The 15,168-nt window shown below is 36.9% G+C and carries 11 protein-coding genes and 5 tRNA genes; all 16 read left to right on the forward strand.

All coding sequences use genetic code 11. The annotated features are described in order from the left end of the window. The first annotated feature begins 72 nt into the window (after window positions 1-72). The 16 genes from FORMB_RS10170 (at window position 73) to rpoC (ending at window position 15,167) form a co-directional block, all read left to right on the forward strand. Window positions 73-960, forward strand: a complete 888-nt coding sequence (locus FORMB_RS10170; RefSeq protein ID WP_069677351.1) for a tyrosine-type recombinase/integrase — start codon at window positions 73-75, stop codon at window positions 958-960. Between the two features lie 29 nt (window positions 961-989). Further along, entirely contained in the window at window positions 990-1,292 is a 303-nt protein-coding gene (gene hpf / locus FORMB_RS10175; RefSeq protein ID WP_069677352.1) for a ribosome hibernation-promoting factor, HPF/YfiA family, read from the forward strand. Between the two features lie 100 nt (window positions 1,293-1,392). Further along, window positions 1,393-1,466, forward strand: a tRNA-Thr gene (locus FORMB_RS10180). A gap of 147 nt (window positions 1,467-1,613) precedes the next feature. Further along, window positions 1,614-1,695, forward strand: a tRNA-Tyr gene (locus tag FORMB_RS10185). 29 nt (window positions 1,696-1,724) lie between these two features. Beyond that, window positions 1,725-1,797 (forward strand) — tRNA-Gly (locus tag FORMB_RS10190). Window positions 1,798-1,847: 50 nt separating this feature from the next. Then, window positions 1,848-1,919: transfer RNA gene (locus FORMB_RS10195), tRNA-Thr, on the forward strand. Between the two features lie 74 nt (window positions 1,920-1,993). Continuing rightward, window positions 1,994-3,181: an elongation factor Tu gene (tuf, locus tag FORMB_RS10200; RefSeq protein WP_069677353.1), complete on the forward strand. Its 1,188-nt coding sequence runs from the start codon at window positions 1,994-1,996 to the stop codon at window positions 3,179-3,181. A gap of 591 nt (window positions 3,182-3,772) precedes the next feature. After that, window positions 3,773-3,845, forward strand: a tRNA-Trp gene (locus FORMB_RS10205). A 75-nt stretch (window positions 3,846-3,920) separates the two neighbouring features. Further along, complete coding sequence (secE, locus tag FORMB_RS10210) at window positions 3,921-4,115, forward strand: preprotein translocase subunit SecE (RefSeq protein ID WP_069677963.1); 195 nt, start codon at window positions 3,921-3,923, stop codon at window positions 4,113-4,115. An 8-nt stretch (window positions 4,116-4,123) separates the two neighbouring features. Further along, complete coding sequence (nusG, locus tag FORMB_RS10215; protein WP_069677354.1) at window positions 4,124-4,696, forward strand: transcription termination/antitermination protein NusG; 573 nt, start codon at window positions 4,124-4,126, stop codon at window positions 4,694-4,696. Between the two features lie 75 nt (window positions 4,697-4,771). Next, complete coding sequence (rplK, locus tag FORMB_RS10220; RefSeq protein ID WP_069677355.1) at window positions 4,772-5,212, forward strand: 50S ribosomal protein L11; 441 nt, start codon at window positions 4,772-4,774, stop codon at window positions 5,210-5,212. Window positions 5,213-5,227: 15 nt separating this feature from the next. After that, complete coding sequence (gene rplA / locus FORMB_RS10225; RefSeq protein ID WP_069677356.1) at window positions 5,228-5,920, forward strand: 50S ribosomal protein L1; 693 nt, start codon at window positions 5,228-5,230, stop codon at window positions 5,918-5,920. Window positions 5,921-5,931: 11 nt separating this feature from the next. Next, window positions 5,932-6,453: a 50S ribosomal protein L10 gene (rplJ, locus tag FORMB_RS10230; RefSeq protein ID WP_069677357.1), complete on the forward strand. Its 522-nt coding sequence runs from the start codon at window positions 5,932-5,934 to the stop codon at window positions 6,451-6,453. A 65-nt stretch (window positions 6,454-6,518) separates the two neighbouring features. Then, entirely contained in the window at window positions 6,519-6,893 is a 375-nt protein-coding gene (rplL, locus tag FORMB_RS10235) for a 50S ribosomal protein L7/L12 (protein WP_069677358.1), read from the forward strand. A gap of 127 nt (window positions 6,894-7,020) precedes the next feature. Next, complete coding sequence (rpoB, locus tag FORMB_RS10240; protein ID WP_069677359.1) at window positions 7,021-10,833, forward strand: DNA-directed RNA polymerase subunit beta; 3,813 nt, start codon at window positions 7,021-7,023, stop codon at window positions 10,831-10,833. 32 nt (window positions 10,834-10,865) lie between these two features. Continuing rightward, window positions 10,866-15,167: a DNA-directed RNA polymerase subunit beta' gene (gene rpoC, locus FORMB_RS10245; RefSeq protein ID WP_069677360.1), complete on the forward strand. Its 4,302-nt coding sequence runs from the start codon at window positions 10,866-10,868 to the stop codon at window positions 15,165-15,167. Window position 15,168: the final 1 nt, after the last annotated feature.

Below are 15,168 nucleotides of genomic sequence, written 5' to 3' on the forward strand. Positions count from 1 at the left end.
ATTGGAAACCTTATGTTTTTAGTGGGGAGTTCATAATATTTTGTGTATCTTGGAATGGTAAAATAAAAAGGAATGCGCGTCCAAAAATTTATTGATTACTTACTGCTAGAGAAAAAATATTCTCCACACACAGTTGTAGCCTATCAAAATGATATAAAAGCATTTCAAGTGTTTTTAACTCAGGAGTTTTCCGATTCAGAAGTTTCAACTGCCAATTACTCACAAATACGATCTTGGATTGTTCAACTGGTAGATCGTACTATTTCCAATCGAACCATCAATCGAAAGATATCGTCCTTAAACAGTTATTATAAATTTTTATTGAAGACCCAATCTATTGAAACCAATCCTTTAATGAAGCATAAAGCGCTGAAGGTGAGTAAAAAGATACAAATACCCTTTTCTGAAACAGAAGTTAATTCCGTATTGAATAGTATTCAAACAGACACTTTTGAAGGATTAAGAGACAAACTTATTGTAGAGCTTTTTTATTCTACGGGGATGCGTCGCATAGAGTTGGCACAACTGCAACTCCAAGACGTTGATTTATCTCAAGGACAGATAAAGGTATTAGGAAAGCGAAATAAAGAACGCTTTATCCCGTTATTGCCTTCCGTCATGGATACGTTTGAGAGTTATCTTTCGGAACGTTTAAAGCTGGAAAGTATAAAAGACCCCTCCATTCTTTTTCTAACCAAAAAAGGAACGAAGGTCTATGAGGTGTTGGTGTATAGAATCATTACACGTTATTTTGACAGCGTTTCATCTAAAGTTAAAAAAAGTCCGCACATTTTGAGGCATTCTTTTGCGACCCATTTATTAAACAATGGCGCAGATTTAAATGCTGTTAAGGAACTTTTAGGACATTCGAGTTTGGCAGCGACTCAGGTCTATACCCACAACAGTGTTGCAGAACTCAAAAAAGTATATGAAAAATCACACCCTAGGAATTTATCCTAGGATTATAATCTAACCTTAAAAATTACACTATGAAAGTACACACACAATCCGTTAATTTTCATGCCGATCAAAAATTAATTGACTTTATTCAGAAACGAATGGACAAATTAGATTTATTTTTTGATAAAATCATTAAATCAAATGTTTATTTGAAGGTCGAAAATACATCCGCAAAAGAAAATAAAATATTTGAAGTTCAGCTCTCCATCCCTGGTGATATCATCGTTATAAAGAAGGTTTCTAAGACTTTTGAAGAGGGATTAGATGCTGCTGTACATTCATTAGAAAGACAGTTAAAAAAGCGAAAAGAAAAATTAAGACAATTTTCGTGAAAATTTTACAAAAAATGTTTTGAAACAAGAAAAATATATATACATTTGCAGTCCGTTAGAAATAGCGGGCTTTTTTAGTGCCTAATTGTACTGAGGAAAAGCCGATGTAGCTCAGCTGGCTAGAGCAGCTGATTTGTAATCAGCAGGTCGTGGGTTCGAGTCCCTCCATCGGCTCTGAAATATTGAATAGCGCACAGGGAGTTAAAAGAATGTAATACACATTGTTTTAGCTTGGGACGAGAAGTTTATCCTGAGTGTCGTCGAAGGGAGTCCCTCCATCGGCTCAAGTTCTTTTAAAGAGTGAAATATAATTTAAATTGAGGGGAGATACTCAAGCGGCCAACGAGGGCAGACTGTAAATCTGCTGACTACGTCTTCGCAGGTTCGAATCCTGCTCTCCCCACATTTTGAATGAATGGATTAAATTAAATTGCGAGAGTAGCTCAGTTGGTAGAGCGTCAGCCTTCCAAGCTGAATGTCGCCGGTTCGAACCCGGTCTCTCGCTCAAGGCGAATGTTGTCACGCTTCGGCGTGACCTTTCGCTCTATTTTTTTGGCCGGTGTAGCTCAGGGGTAGAGCGTTTCCTTGGTAAGGAAGAGGCCACGGGTTCAATTCCCGTCATTGGCTCTTTTTTTTGATTAAATGAATTGAATATAATAAGATTACTAAATATTAATATAACTAAGAATAAATTTTAAAACATGGCAAAGGCAACTTTCGATCGTTCAAAACCACACTTAAACATTGGTACCATTGGACACGTAGATCACGGTAAAACAACTTTAACTGCTGCTATTACTAAAGTATTAGCTGATGCAGGTTTCTCAGAAGCAAGATCATTCGATCAGATTGATAATGCTCCAGAAGAAAAAGAAAGAGGTATCACAATTAATACTTCTCACGTAGAATATGCAACAGCAAATCGTCATTACGCTCACGTTGACTGTCCAGGTCACGCGGATTACGTAAAGAACATGGTTACTGGTGCTGCACAAATGGATGGTGCGATCTTAGTAGTTGCTGCTACAGATGGTCCTATGCCACAAACTCGTGAGCACATCCTTTTAGGACGCCAAGTTGGTATTCCAAGAATGGTTGTATTTTTAAATAAAGTTGACATGGTTGACGATGAAGAGCTTTTAGAGCTTGTTGACATGGAAGTAAGAGATTTATTAAACTTTTACGATTACGATGGTGATAATGGACCTGTTGTATCAGGATCTGCACTTGGAGCTCTTAACGGAGAGAAAAAGTGGGTTGATTCTGTATTAGAGCTTATGGAAGCTGTTGATGTATGGATTGAATTACCAGTTCGTGATGTTGAAAAAGATTTCTTAATGCCTATTGAAGATGTATTCTCAATTACAGGTCGTGGTACAGTTGCTACGGGTAGAATTGAAACGGGTATCGCAAATACTGGAGATCCTGTTGAGATTATCGGTATGGGTGCTGAAAAATTAAACTCTACGATTACAGGAATTGAAATGTTCCGTCAAATATTAGATAGAGGTGAAGCTGGAGATAATGCAGGTATCTTATTAAGAGGTATTGAAAAATCACAGATTTCTAGAGGTATGGTTATTACCAAGCCAGGTTCAGTAACTCCACATGCTAAATTCAAAGCTGAGGTTTATATCCTTAAAAAAGAAGAAGGTGGACGTCACACTCCATTCCATACAAACTACCGTCCACAGTTTTATGTGCGTACAACAGATGTTACAGGAAATATTGCTTTACCATCAGGAGTAGAAATGGTAATGCCAGGAGATAACTTGACAATTGAGGTTGATTTAATTCAAGCAATTGCAATGCATGTTGGACTTCGTTTTGCGATTCGTGAAGGTGGTAGAACTGTAGGTGCAGGTCAGGTGACTGAGATTTTAGACTAATATTATTAGACTAATACTTGTAAAGGTGTCTCGATTTATCGAGATACCTTAACTTGTATTTACGGGTTTAGCTCAGTTGGTATCACGCCTAAGGCGTGACAAAACCAGGGAGTTGAATTTAAAAAGATTGAAAGACTAGAGCATAGTAATTGATGTTAGAGTCGAATACGGGTTTAGCTCAGTTGGTATCACGCCTAAGGCGTGACAAAACCAGGGAGTTGAATTTGAAAAGATTGAAAGACTAGAGCATAGTAATTGATGTTAGAGTCGAATACGGGTTTAGCTCAGTTGGTATCACGCCTAAGGCGTGACAAAACCAGAGAGTTGAATTTGAAAAGATTGAAAGACTAGAGCATAGTAATTGATGTTAGAGTCGAATACGGGTTTAGCTCAGTTGGTATCACGCCTAAGGCGTGACAAAACCAGAGAGTTGAATTTGAAAAGATTGAAAGACTAGAGCATAGTAATTGATGTTAGAGTCGAATACGGGTTTAGCTCAGTTGGTATCACGCCTAAGGCGTGACAAAACCAGAGAGTTGAATTTGAAAAGATTGAAAGACTAGAGCATAGTAATTGATGTTAGAGTCGAATACGGGTTTAGCTCAGTTGGTAGAGCACTGGTCTCCAAAACCAGGTGTCGGGAGTTCGAGTCTCTCAACCCGTGCTAGGTAATTGGAGAAGTGAAACAACTTTAGTGAAACCGAATAGTAAGCGTACTCAAATTAAAAAATATAAGACAATGGCAGGTATAGTAGAATATGTAAAAGAATCATTTGGAGAACTTAAAAACAATGTAAGTTGGCCAACATGGGCTGAAGGACAAAGTCTAACAGTACTTGTGGCGGTTTTTTCAATTATATTTTCTCTAGCTATATGGGGTGTGGATACGGTATTCGCAGGTGTTATTGAAGAATATTTTAACTGGATCAAATAATACTACTGATGGAAGAGACTAAAGTTGAACAAACTAAAGTAGAGAAGAAGTGGTATGTTGTTCGTGCAGTAAGTGGACAAGAGAACAAAATCAAAGCCTATATCGAAAATGAAATTTCGCGTTTAGGTTTAGAAGCTTTTGTAGAGCAAGTTTTAGTGCCTACTGAAAAAGTGATCCAAATTAGAAAAGGTAAAAAAGTTCAAAAAGAAAAAGTATACTTCCCTGGTTATATAATGGTACAAGCGAATCTTAGTGGTGAAATTCCTCACATTATAAAGTCAATTACAAACGTGATTGGTTTTTTAGGTGAAACTAAAGGAGGAGAGCCAGTGCCCTTACGTCAATCAGAAGTAAACAGAATGTTAGGTAAAGTAGATGAACTGTCATTAGAAGCAGATCAAAACGTTGCCATTCCTTTTGTAAAAGGAGAAACAGTCAAAGTGATCGACGGTCCATTTAATGGATTTGATGGTACTGTAGAAAACATCAATGAAGAAAAACGCAAGCTTGAAGTCATGGTGAAGATTTTTGGAAGAAAAACACCATTAGAATTAAGTTATATGCAAGTAGATAAAATTTAATAATTGTTACACAAATATTAAGATTCGGGTTTATAGCTTCCAACTTATAATAACGAGTCACACTAAATTTAAAAAATGGCAAAAGAATTAGGTAAAGTAGTCAAACTACAAGTAAGGGGAGGTGCAGCGAACCCGTCGCCACCGGTCGGACCCGCTTTAGGTGCTGCTGGAGTTAATATCATGGAGTTCTGTAAGCAATTTAACGCAAGAACTCAAGATAAGCCTGGTAAAGTTTTACCAGTGGTTATTTCTGTTTACAAAGACAAATCATTTGACTTTGTAATCAAAACACCTCCAGCTGCAGTACAATTATTAGAAGCGGCCAAAGTAAAAAAAGGTTCTGGCGAACCAAACAGAAAAAAAGTAGCAAAAGTAACTTGGGATCAAGTAAAAACGATTGCTGAAGACAAAATGGTAGATTTAAATGCATTTACGATTGGGTCTGCTATGAAAATGGTAGCAGGAACAGCCAGATCAATGGGTATAACTGTTAAAGGTGGTGAAGCACCCAATTAATCAAAATTATTTGAAATGGCAAGATTAACAAAAAAGCAAAAGGAAGCAGTTGCTAAAATTGATAAGAGTAAAATCTACAGTCTTCAAGAGGCTTCAGTTTTAGTAAAAGACATTACAAACACAAAGTTTGATGCATCTGTTGATTTAGCAATTCGTTTAGGAGTAGACCCTCGAAAAGCTAATCAAATGGTAAGAGGGATTGTATCTCTTCCGCATGGAACTGGTAAAGATATGAAAGTACTTGCATTAGTAACTCCTGATAAAGCTCAGGAAGCTAAAGATGCTGGTGCAGATTACGTTGGTTTAGAAGAATACCTTGACAAAATCAAAGGTGGTTGGACAGACGTTGACGTCATCATCACAATGCCAAGTGTTATGGGTAAATTAGGACCATTAGGTCGTGTATTAGGCCCCCGTGGTTTAATGCCTAACCCAAAGACAGGAACTGTAACAATGGACGTTGCTAAAGCAGTAACAGAAGTGAAAGCAGGAAAAATAGATTTCAAAGTTGATAAGACTGGAATTGTACATGCAGCTATAGGAAAAACATCTTTTTCTGCAGACAAAATTCAAGACAATGCTCAAGAGCTATTAACAACTATCATGAAGTTAAAACCAACATCATCAAAGGGGATTTATGTGAAAAGCATATTTATGTCGAGTACTATGAGCCCTAGTATTGCTGTGGATTCAAAAGTGAGTAGTTAAACAATTTTATTATGACAAGAGAAGAAAAATCAAAAGTAATCGAAGCGTTGACTGTAGAATTAGCTGAGAATTCAAATTTATATTTAACAGATATTTCAGGTTTAAACGCAGTAGCTACTTCAGCCTTACGACGTGCTTGCTTTAAAGCAAACATTAAGTTAGCAGTAGTAAAGAACACCTTGCTTGAAAAAGCGATGGAAGCTTCAGATAAAGATTTCGGAGATTTACCTAGTACGTTAAAAGGTAATACCTCAGTTATGTATTCTGAAACTGGAAATGCACCAGCAAAAGTAATCAAAGCTTTTAGAAAAAAATCGGAAAAGCCGTTCCTTAAAGGAGCCTTTATCGAACAAGCGGTTTACATTGGTGATGATCAATTGGATATGTTAGTTGACATTAAGTCTAAAGAAGAACTTATTGGAGACATCATTGGATTATTACAATCGCCTGCTAAGAACGTTGTTTCAGCACTTCAATCAAGTGGTGGCAAATTATCAGGTATCCTAAAAACATTATCTCAGAAAGAGGGATAATCAAAAAGAGTACGCACTTTTTACAATTATATATTATATTAAAAATTTATTAAAACGATAGAAAAATGGCAGATTTAAAAGATTTCGCAGAACAATTAGTAAACTTAACAGTAAAAGAAGTTAACGAACTAGCAACAATTTTAAAAGAAGAGTACGGTATCGAACCTGCAGCCGCAGCTGTAGCAGTCGCTGCTGGACCCGCTGGTGGTGGAGAAGCTGCTGAGGCGCAAACAGAATTCGATGTAATTCTTAAAGCCGCAGGTGGATCTAAATTAGCAGTAGTTAAATTAGTTAAAGAATTAACTGGTTTAGGTTTAAAAGAAGCTAAAGGATTAGTTGATGACGCACCAAGCGCTATCAAAGAAGGTGTTTCTAAAGACGAAGCTGAAGGCTTAAAAACTTCTTTAGAAGAAGCTGGAGCAGAGGTTGAGCTTAAGTAAGCTTACCACTTAATTCCATACATTGGTTTAGGTCCTAGAGTCATACACTCTATGACCTAAACCCTTTTGTGTATAATTTATGTACACACATAAATATTTATTTTTTTAATCAATAATTCGTCCATCGATGTTAGCAAAAAAAGCTGAAAGATTAAATTTCTCGTCTATTAAAAATAGAACAGAGTATCCTGATTTCTTGGATATTCAGATAAAATCCTTCCAGGATTTTTTCCAGTTAGAGACAAAATCAGAAGAAAGAGGAGATGAAGGGTTGTACAACACCTTCATGGAAAATTTTCCAATCACTGATACACGTAACCAGTTTGTATTAGAATTTTTGGATTATTTCATCGACCCACCAAGATACTCACTAGAAGAATGTATCGAAAGAGGTCTTACATATAGTGTGCCTTTAAAAGCACGTTTAAAATTATTCTGTACAGACCCTGAACATGAAGATTTTGAAACTATAGTACAAGATGTTTACCTTGGTACAATTCCTTATATGACGCCAAGTGGTACTTTTTGTATCAATGGTGCAGAACGTGTGGTAGTGTCACAACTTCACCGATCGCCAGGTGTTTTCTTTGGTCAATCTTTTCATGCTAACGGTACAAAATTATACTCAGCTAGAGTCATTCCTTTCAAAGGATCTTGGATTGAATTTGCGACCGATATCAACAGCGTTATGTACGCTTATATCGATAGAAAGAAAAAATTACCTGTAACCACTCTTTTCAGAGCCATTGGTTTCGAAAGAGATAAAGATATTCTTGAAATTTTTGACCTTGCAGAAGAAATCAAAGTTTCAAAATCAGGATTAAAAAAAGTACAAGGACGTAAGCTTGCGGCACGTGTATTAAATACATGGCATGAAGATTTTGTGGATGAAGATACGGGTGAAGTTGTTTCTATTGAAAGAAACGAAATCATACTTGATCGTGATACCATCCTTGATAAAGATAACATAGAAGAAATTCTAGAAACGGCTGCAAAAACAGTTCTTTTACACAAAGAAAGTGCACAGCAAGGTGATTATGCAATTATCCATAACACACTTCAAAAAGATCCAACCAACTCTGAAAAAGAAGCGGTTGAACATATTTATAGACAATTACGTAATGCTGAGCCGCCTGATGAAGAAACGGCGCGTGGTATTATCGACAAATTATTCTTTAGTGACCAACGTTACAACTTAGGTGAAGTAGGTCGTTATAGAATGAATAAAAAATTAGGTCTTGATATTGGAATGGACAAGCAAGTGCTTACCAAAGAAGATATCATTACCATCATTAAATACTTAATTGAGTTAATCAACTCTAAAGCTGAAATTGATGATATTGATCACTTATCTAACCGTCGTGTTAGAACTGTTGGTGAGCAATTATCATCTCAATTTGGTGTTGGTTTAGCGCGTATGGCAAGAACCATTCGTGAGCGTATGAATGTACGTGACAATGAAGTATTTACTCCGATTGACTTGATTAATGCGAAAACATTATCATCAGTCATCAACTCCTTTTTTGGAACCAATCAGCTGTCTCAATTTATGGATCAAACCAACCCACTTGCAGAAATTACGCACAAGCGTCGTTTGTCTGCGCTAGGGCCCGGTGGTTTATCAAGAGAGCGTGCAGGTTTCGAAGTTCGAGATGTGCACTACACACACTACGGACGTTTATGTCCAATTGAAACTCCTGAAGGACCAAACATTGGTTTGATTTCTTCTCTTTCTGTATTTGCAAAAGTGAATTCAATGGGATTCATTGAAACGCCTTACAGAAAAGTTGAAAATTCAGTTGTAGATATTAAAGGAACTCCTATATATTTAAGTGCTGAAGAAGAGGAAAATCAAATGATTGCGCAGGCAAGTATTCCTGTAGATGAAAATGGTAAAATTACTTCTGAAAAAGTAATTGCACGTCAAGAAGGTGATTTCCCAGTGATCGATCCCTCTCAAGTAAATTATACGGATGTTGCACCAAACCAAATTTCGTCAATCTCTGCGTCGTTAATTCCTTTCTTGGAACATGATGATGCCAACCGTGCATTGATGGGATCTAACATGATGCGTCAAGCTGTACCATTATTAAGACCACAAGCTCCTATTGTTGGAACTGGATTGGAACGTCAAGTAGCGTCCGATTCTAGAGTCTTGGTAAATGCTGCAGGTTCTGGTGTTGTGAAGTATGTAGATGCAAACAAGATCACAATTAAATATGACAGAACAGATGAAGAATCATTAGTTAGTTTTGATTCAAACATTGTTACATATCCATTAACTAAGTTTAGAAAAACCAATCAAGGAACGTCTGTAAACCTTAAAGCCATTGTTAAAAAGGGTGATAAAGTTAAAAAAGGACAAGTTCTTACTGAAGGGTATGCGACTCAAAACGGGGAGCTTGCACTAGGTAGAAACATGAAGGTTGCTTTTATGCCTTGGAAAGGGTACAACTTTGAGGATGCAATTGTAATATCTGAACAAGTGGTTAGAAATGATGTATTCACATCGATTCATATTGACGAGTATTCTCTTGAAGTAAGAGATACAAAACTTGGTAATGAAGAACTCACAAACGACATTCCTAATGTTTCTGAAGAGGCGACTAAAGACCTCGATGAAAATGGAATGATACGTATTGGAGCTGAAATCAAACCAGGAGATATCCTTATCGGAAAAATTACTCCTAAAGGGGAATCAGACCCTACACCAGAAGAAAAATTATTAAGAGCTATTTTTGGAGATAAAGCAGGCGATGTAAAAGATGCATCACTTAAAGCGTCTCCATCACTTCACGGAGTTGTTATTGAGAAAAAATTATTCTCAAGAGCAGTTAAAGACAAACGGAAACGTGCTCAGGATAAAGAAGATATTTCTAAATTGGAAGATCAGTACGATACTAAATTTGACGATTTACAGTCTGTTTTAGTTGAAAAACTCTTTAGTATTGTTGGTGGAAAAACAGCGCAAGGTATTTCAAATGACCTTGGAGAAGATGTATTCCCTAAAGGAAAGAAATTTACACTTAAGATGTTAAATGCCGTTGATGATTATGCGCATTTAGTTTCAGGTAAATGGACAACTGATGCTACTAACAATAAGTTAGTTTCAGAATTGATTCATAATTATAAAATTAAAGAAAATGACCTTCAAGGTGGTTTAAGACGTGAGAAGTTTACAATCTCTGTAGGAGATGAACTTCCAGCGGGTATCATCAAACTTGCGAAAGTTTACATTGCTAAAAAACGTAAACTTAAAGTAGGTGATAAAATGGCGGGTCGTCACGGAAATAAAGGTATTGTTGCACGTATTGTACGTCAAGAAGATATGCCATTCCTTGAAGACGGAACTCCAGTAGATATCGTACTAAACCCACTTGGTGTACCATCGCGTATGAATATTGGGCAAATTTATGAGACTGTTTTAGGATGGGCTGGACAAGATTTAGGAAGAACGTATGCCACTCCAATTTTTGATGGGGCTACATTGGATCAAATCAATGAGCTTACAGACGAAGCAGGAATTCCAAGATTTGGACATACATACTTATACGATGGTGGAACAGGAGATCGTTTTGATCAAGCTGCAACCGTTGGAGTTATCTATATGTTAAAGTTAGGACATATGGTTGACGATAAGATGCACGCACGTTCTATTGGACCGTACTCTCTTATTACACAACAACCATTAGGTGGTAAAGCACAATTTGGTGGTCAGCGTTTTGGAGAAATGGAAGTTTGGGCATTAGAGGCTTATGGAGCATCTAGCACGCTTAGAGAAATCCTTACCGTGAAGTCGGATGATGTTATTGGACGCGCCAAAACATACGAAGCGATCGTTAAAGGAGAACCAATGCCGGAACCGGGATTACCAGAATCATTCAACGTATTAATGCACGAATTGAAAGGTTTAGGACTAGACATAAGATTAGAAGAATAATAGAATTTAATTCATTATCATAACCATATATTATGGCAAAAAAGCAAGATAATATTACAGTACAGAGATTTAATAAAATCTCAATTGGTTTAGCCTCTCCAGAGTCGATCTTAGGAGCGTCTCGTGGTGAAGTTCTTAAACCAGAAACAATTAACTACAGAACCCACAAACCTGAACGGGATGGTTTATTTTGTGAGCGTATTTTTGGCCCTGTAAAGGACTACGAATGTGCTTGTGGAAAATACAAACGTATCCGTTATAAAGGAATTATTTGTGATCGTTGTGGGGTAGAAGTTACCGAAAAGAAAGTGCGTAGAGATCGTGTGGGACATATCAACCTTGTGGTGCCTGTAGCACACATCTGGTATTTCCGTTCTTTACCAAACAAAATAGGTTACTTACTTGGATTACCATCTAAGCAATTAGATATGATCATCTATTACGAACGTTATGTCGTAATTCAACCAGGTAATGCCGTGAACGCTGAAGGAGAACCCGTTAAAAAAATGGATTTCCTTACAGAAGAAGAATACTTAAATATTCTTGAAGTTCAACCGCAAGAAAATCAATACTTAGACGATACAGACCCTACTAAATTTATTGCCAAAATGGGAGCTGAATGTTTAATCGACCTTTTATCAAGAATTGATCTTGATACTTTGTCTTTTGAATTGCGTCATAAAGCCAATACAGAGACTTCTAAACAACGTAAAACGGAAGCGTTAAAGCGTTTGCAAGTTGTAGAATCTTTGAGAGAATCGAACTTAAATCGCGAGAACAAACCGGAGTGGATGATTATGAAAGCCATCCCAGTAATTCCACCAGAATTACGTCCATTAGTTCCTTTAGATGGAGGTCGTTTTGCAACTTCTGATTTAAATGATTTATACCGTCGTGTCATCATCCGTAACAACCGTTTGAAACGATTGGTTGAAATCAAAGCTCCTGAAGTCATTTTACGTAATGAAAAACGTATGCTTCAAGAATCGGTAGATTCATTGTTTGATAATACACGTAAATCATCTGCTGTAAAAACAGATTCTAACCGTCCTTTAAAATCACTTTCAGATTCATTGAAAGGGAAGCAAGGTCGTTTCCGTCAAAATTTACTTGGAAAACGTGTGGATTATTCAGCACGTTCGGTAATTGTTGTTGGACCAGAATTAAAATTATTTGAATGTGGACTGCCAAAAAATATGGCAGCTGAATTATACAAGCCTTTTGTAATTAGAAAATTAATTGAAAGAGGAATTGTTAAAACGGTTAAATCTGCAAAGAAAATCATAGACAAAAGAGAGCCTGTAGTTTGGGATATATTGGAAAATGTTTTAAAAGGACATCCAGTATTGCTAAACCGTGCGCCTACCTTACACCGTTTAGGAATCCAAGCATTTCAACCAAAACTGATTGAAGGAAAAGCAATCCAATTACACCCATTAGTATGTACGGCCTTTAATGCCGATTTTGATGGAGATCAAATGGCAGTGCATTTACCACTTGGACCCGAAGCAATCTTAGAAGCACAACTTTTAATGTTAGCGTCTCATAATATTTTGAATCCAGCAAATGGTGCACCAGTAACTGTTCCTTCACAGGATATGGTATTGGGTCTGTATTATATGACCAAGTTACGTATGTCAACTCCTGAAGTTCCAGTTTTAGGACAAGGCTTAACGTTCTACTCCCCTGAAGAAGTGATCATTGCTTACAACGAAAAACGTGTTGATTTGAATGCGCAAATTCGTGTAAGAACCATTGACTTTAACGAAGAAGGTGAATTAACCACTCAAATTATTGAAACAACCACAGGTCGTGTACTTTTCAACGAAAAAGTACCCGCTGCGGCAGGATATATCAATGAGGTTTTAACAAAAAAATCTTTAAGAGATATTATCCATGATATTTTAAAAGCAACGTCTGTTCCTGAAACAGCGGCATTCCTTGATGAAATTAAATCGTTAGGATACAATTTCGCATTCAAAGGTGGATTGTCATTCAGTTTAGGAGATATTATTATCCCGCCAGAAAAACATACCATGATTGCTGCAGCTAACAAGCAAGTGGACGGTATTATGGCAAACTATAATATGGGACTGATTACCAATAACGAACGTTACAATCAAGTTATTGACATCTGGACCTCTACCAATGCTGAATTAACTGAACTCTCCATGAAGCGTATTAGAGAAGACCAACAAGGGTTCAACTCTGTATATATGATGCTTGATTCTGGAGCAAGGGGATCGAAAGAACAAATTCGTCAGTTAACTGGTATGCGTGGATTGATGGCAAAGCCTAAAAAATCCAATGCCGGTGGTGGTGAAATTATTGAAAATCCAATTCTTTCTAACTTTAAGGAAGGACTTTCAATTCTTGAATACTTTATCTCTACACACGGGGCTCGTAAAGGTCTTGCCGATACGGCATTAAAAACAGCAGATGCTGGTTACTTGACACGTCGTTTAGTAGATGTATCTCAAGATGTGATTGTCAACTCTGTTGACTGTGGTACACTTAGAGGTATTTCAGTAAAAGCGTTAAAGAAAAACGAAGAAATCGTTGAAACTCTTGAAGAAAGAATCGTTGGACGTACGTCATTAAATGATGTCTATGACCCACTCACAGAAGAAATTCTAGTAGCGGCAGGAGATCATATTTATGAAGCTCAAGCGAAAAAAATCCAACAGTCTCCTTTAGAAGCTGTCGATGTTCGTTCACCATTAACATGTGAAGCTAAAACCGGAATTTGTGCGAAGTGTTACGGACGTAACCTAGCAACAGGTAAAATGGTTCAGCGAGGTGAAGCTGTAGGCGTTGTGGCAGCACAATCTATTGGAGAACCAGGAACACAGTTAACATTGCGTACGTTCCACGTTGGAGGTATTGCAGGTAACATTTCTGAAGAAAATAAATTAATCGTCAAATTTGATGGGATTGCAGAAATTGAAGATCTTAAAACTGTAAAAGGTAAAGACAAGGATGGAAACGTAATTGACATCGTGATATCTAGAACCTCTGAAATTAAATTAGTTGACAAGAAAACTGGGATTGTTTTAAGTACAAACAACATTCCTTATGGTTCGTCAATTTTTGTTAAAAGTGGAGACAAGATTAAAAAGGACACAGTGATTTGTCAATGGGATCCATATAACGGAGTTATTATTTCTGAATTCTCAGGAAAAGTACGTTATGAAAACATTGAGCAAGGTGTTACCTATCAAGTTGAAATTGATGAGCAAACAGGATTCCAAGAAAAAGTTATTTCTGAATCTAGAAACAAAAAATTAATTCCAACCTTACTCGTAGAAGATGCTAAAGGAAATCTTATAAGATCTTATAACTTACCATTAGGGGCCCACATTATGGTCGATGACGGTGAGAAGATTAGCTTAGGAAAAATTTTAGTTAAAATTCCACGTAAGTCTGCTAAGGCAGGGGATATTACAGGAGGTCTTCCTCGTGTAACCGAGCTTTTCGAAGCACGTAACCCTTCCAACCCAGCAGTTGTAAGTGAAATTGATGGTGTTGTTTCTTTTGGTAAAATAAAAAGAGGGAATCGTGAGATTATCATCGAATCTAAATTAGGGGATATTAAAAAATACCTTGTTAAATTATCCAATCAAATCTTAGTACAAGAGAATGATTTTGTAAAAGCAGGGATGCCATTATCAGATGGTTCAATTACACCTAACGATATCTTAAACATCAAAGGCCCATCGGCTGTTCAACAATACTTAGTAAATGAAGTTCAAGAAGTTTACCGATTACAAGGGGTGAAAATTAACGACAAGCATTTCGAGGTAGTGGTAAGACAAATGATGCGTAAGGTACGTATTAAAGATTCTGGAGATACCATCTTCTTAGAAGATCAATTGGTTCATACTTCTGATTTTATTAAAGAAAACGATGAGATTTTCGGTAAGAAAGTGATTGAAAACGCAGGTGATTCTGAAAACCTTAAGGAAGGTCAAATCATTACAGCCCGTGTCTTAAGAGATGAAAATTCTTTACTGAAACGTGAAGATAAGGCAGTCGTTGTTGCAAGAGATGCAAGTCCAGCAACCGCAACTCCAATCTTACAAGGAATCACAAGAGCTTCTTTACAGACCAAATCGTTTATCTCTGCGGCATCGTTCCAAGAAACTACTAAAGTTCTTAACGAAGCAGCTGTGAATGGTAAAGTGGATACTTTAGAAGGCTTAAAAGAAAATGTAATTGTTGGACATAGAATTCCAGCAGGTACAGGATTGAGAGCTTATGAAAATATCATTGTAGGTTCTAGTGAAGAATTCGAAGAATTGATAGAAAAGAAAGAAGAATTAAACTTTAATTAAG

Source organism: Formosa sp. Hel1_33_131 (assembly GCF_001735745.1).
In the GTDB taxonomy this organism is placed as follows: domain Bacteria; phylum Bacteroidota; class Bacteroidia; order Flavobacteriales; family Flavobacteriaceae; genus Hel1-33-131.

What these genes read in the sequence shown, in the direction of transcription:
- rplJ (WP_069677357.1), top strand. Translation starts at nt 5,932, where the DNA reads ATGACAAGAGAAGAAAAATCAAAAGTAATCGAAGCGTTGACTGTAGAA.
- rpoC (WP_069677360.1), top strand. Translation starts at nt 10,866, where the DNA reads ATGGCAAAAAAGCAAGATAATATTACAGTACAGAGATTTAATAAAATC.
- secE (WP_069677963.1), top strand. Translation starts at nt 3,921, where the DNA reads ATGGCAGGTATAGTAGAATATGTAAAAGAATCATTTGGAGAACTTAAA.
- hpf (WP_069677352.1), top strand. Translation starts at nt 990, where the DNA reads ATGAAAGTACACACACAATCCGTTAATTTTCATGCCGATCAAAAATTA.
- tuf (WP_069677353.1), top strand. Translation starts at nt 1,994, where the DNA reads ATGGCAAAGGCAACTTTCGATCGTTCAAAACCACACTTAAACATTGGT.
- rplK (WP_069677355.1), top strand. Translation starts at nt 4,772, where the DNA reads ATGGCAAAAGAATTAGGTAAAGTAGTCAAACTACAAGTAAGGGGAGGT.
- FORMB_RS10170 (WP_069677351.1), top strand. Translation starts at nt 73, where the DNA reads ATGCGCGTCCAAAAATTTATTGATTACTTACTGCTAGAGAAAAAATAT.
- rplA (WP_069677356.1), top strand. Translation starts at nt 5,228, where the DNA reads ATGGCAAGATTAACAAAAAAGCAAAAGGAAGCAGTTGCTAAAATTGAT.
- nusG (WP_069677354.1), top strand. Translation starts at nt 4,124, where the DNA reads ATGGAAGAGACTAAAGTTGAACAAACTAAAGTAGAGAAGAAGTGGTAT.
- rplL (WP_069677358.1), top strand. Translation starts at nt 6,519, where the DNA reads ATGGCAGATTTAAAAGATTTCGCAGAACAATTAGTAAACTTAACAGTA.
- rpoB (WP_069677359.1), top strand. Translation starts at nt 7,021, where the DNA reads ATGTTAGCAAAAAAAGCTGAAAGATTAAATTTCTCGTCTATTAAAAAT.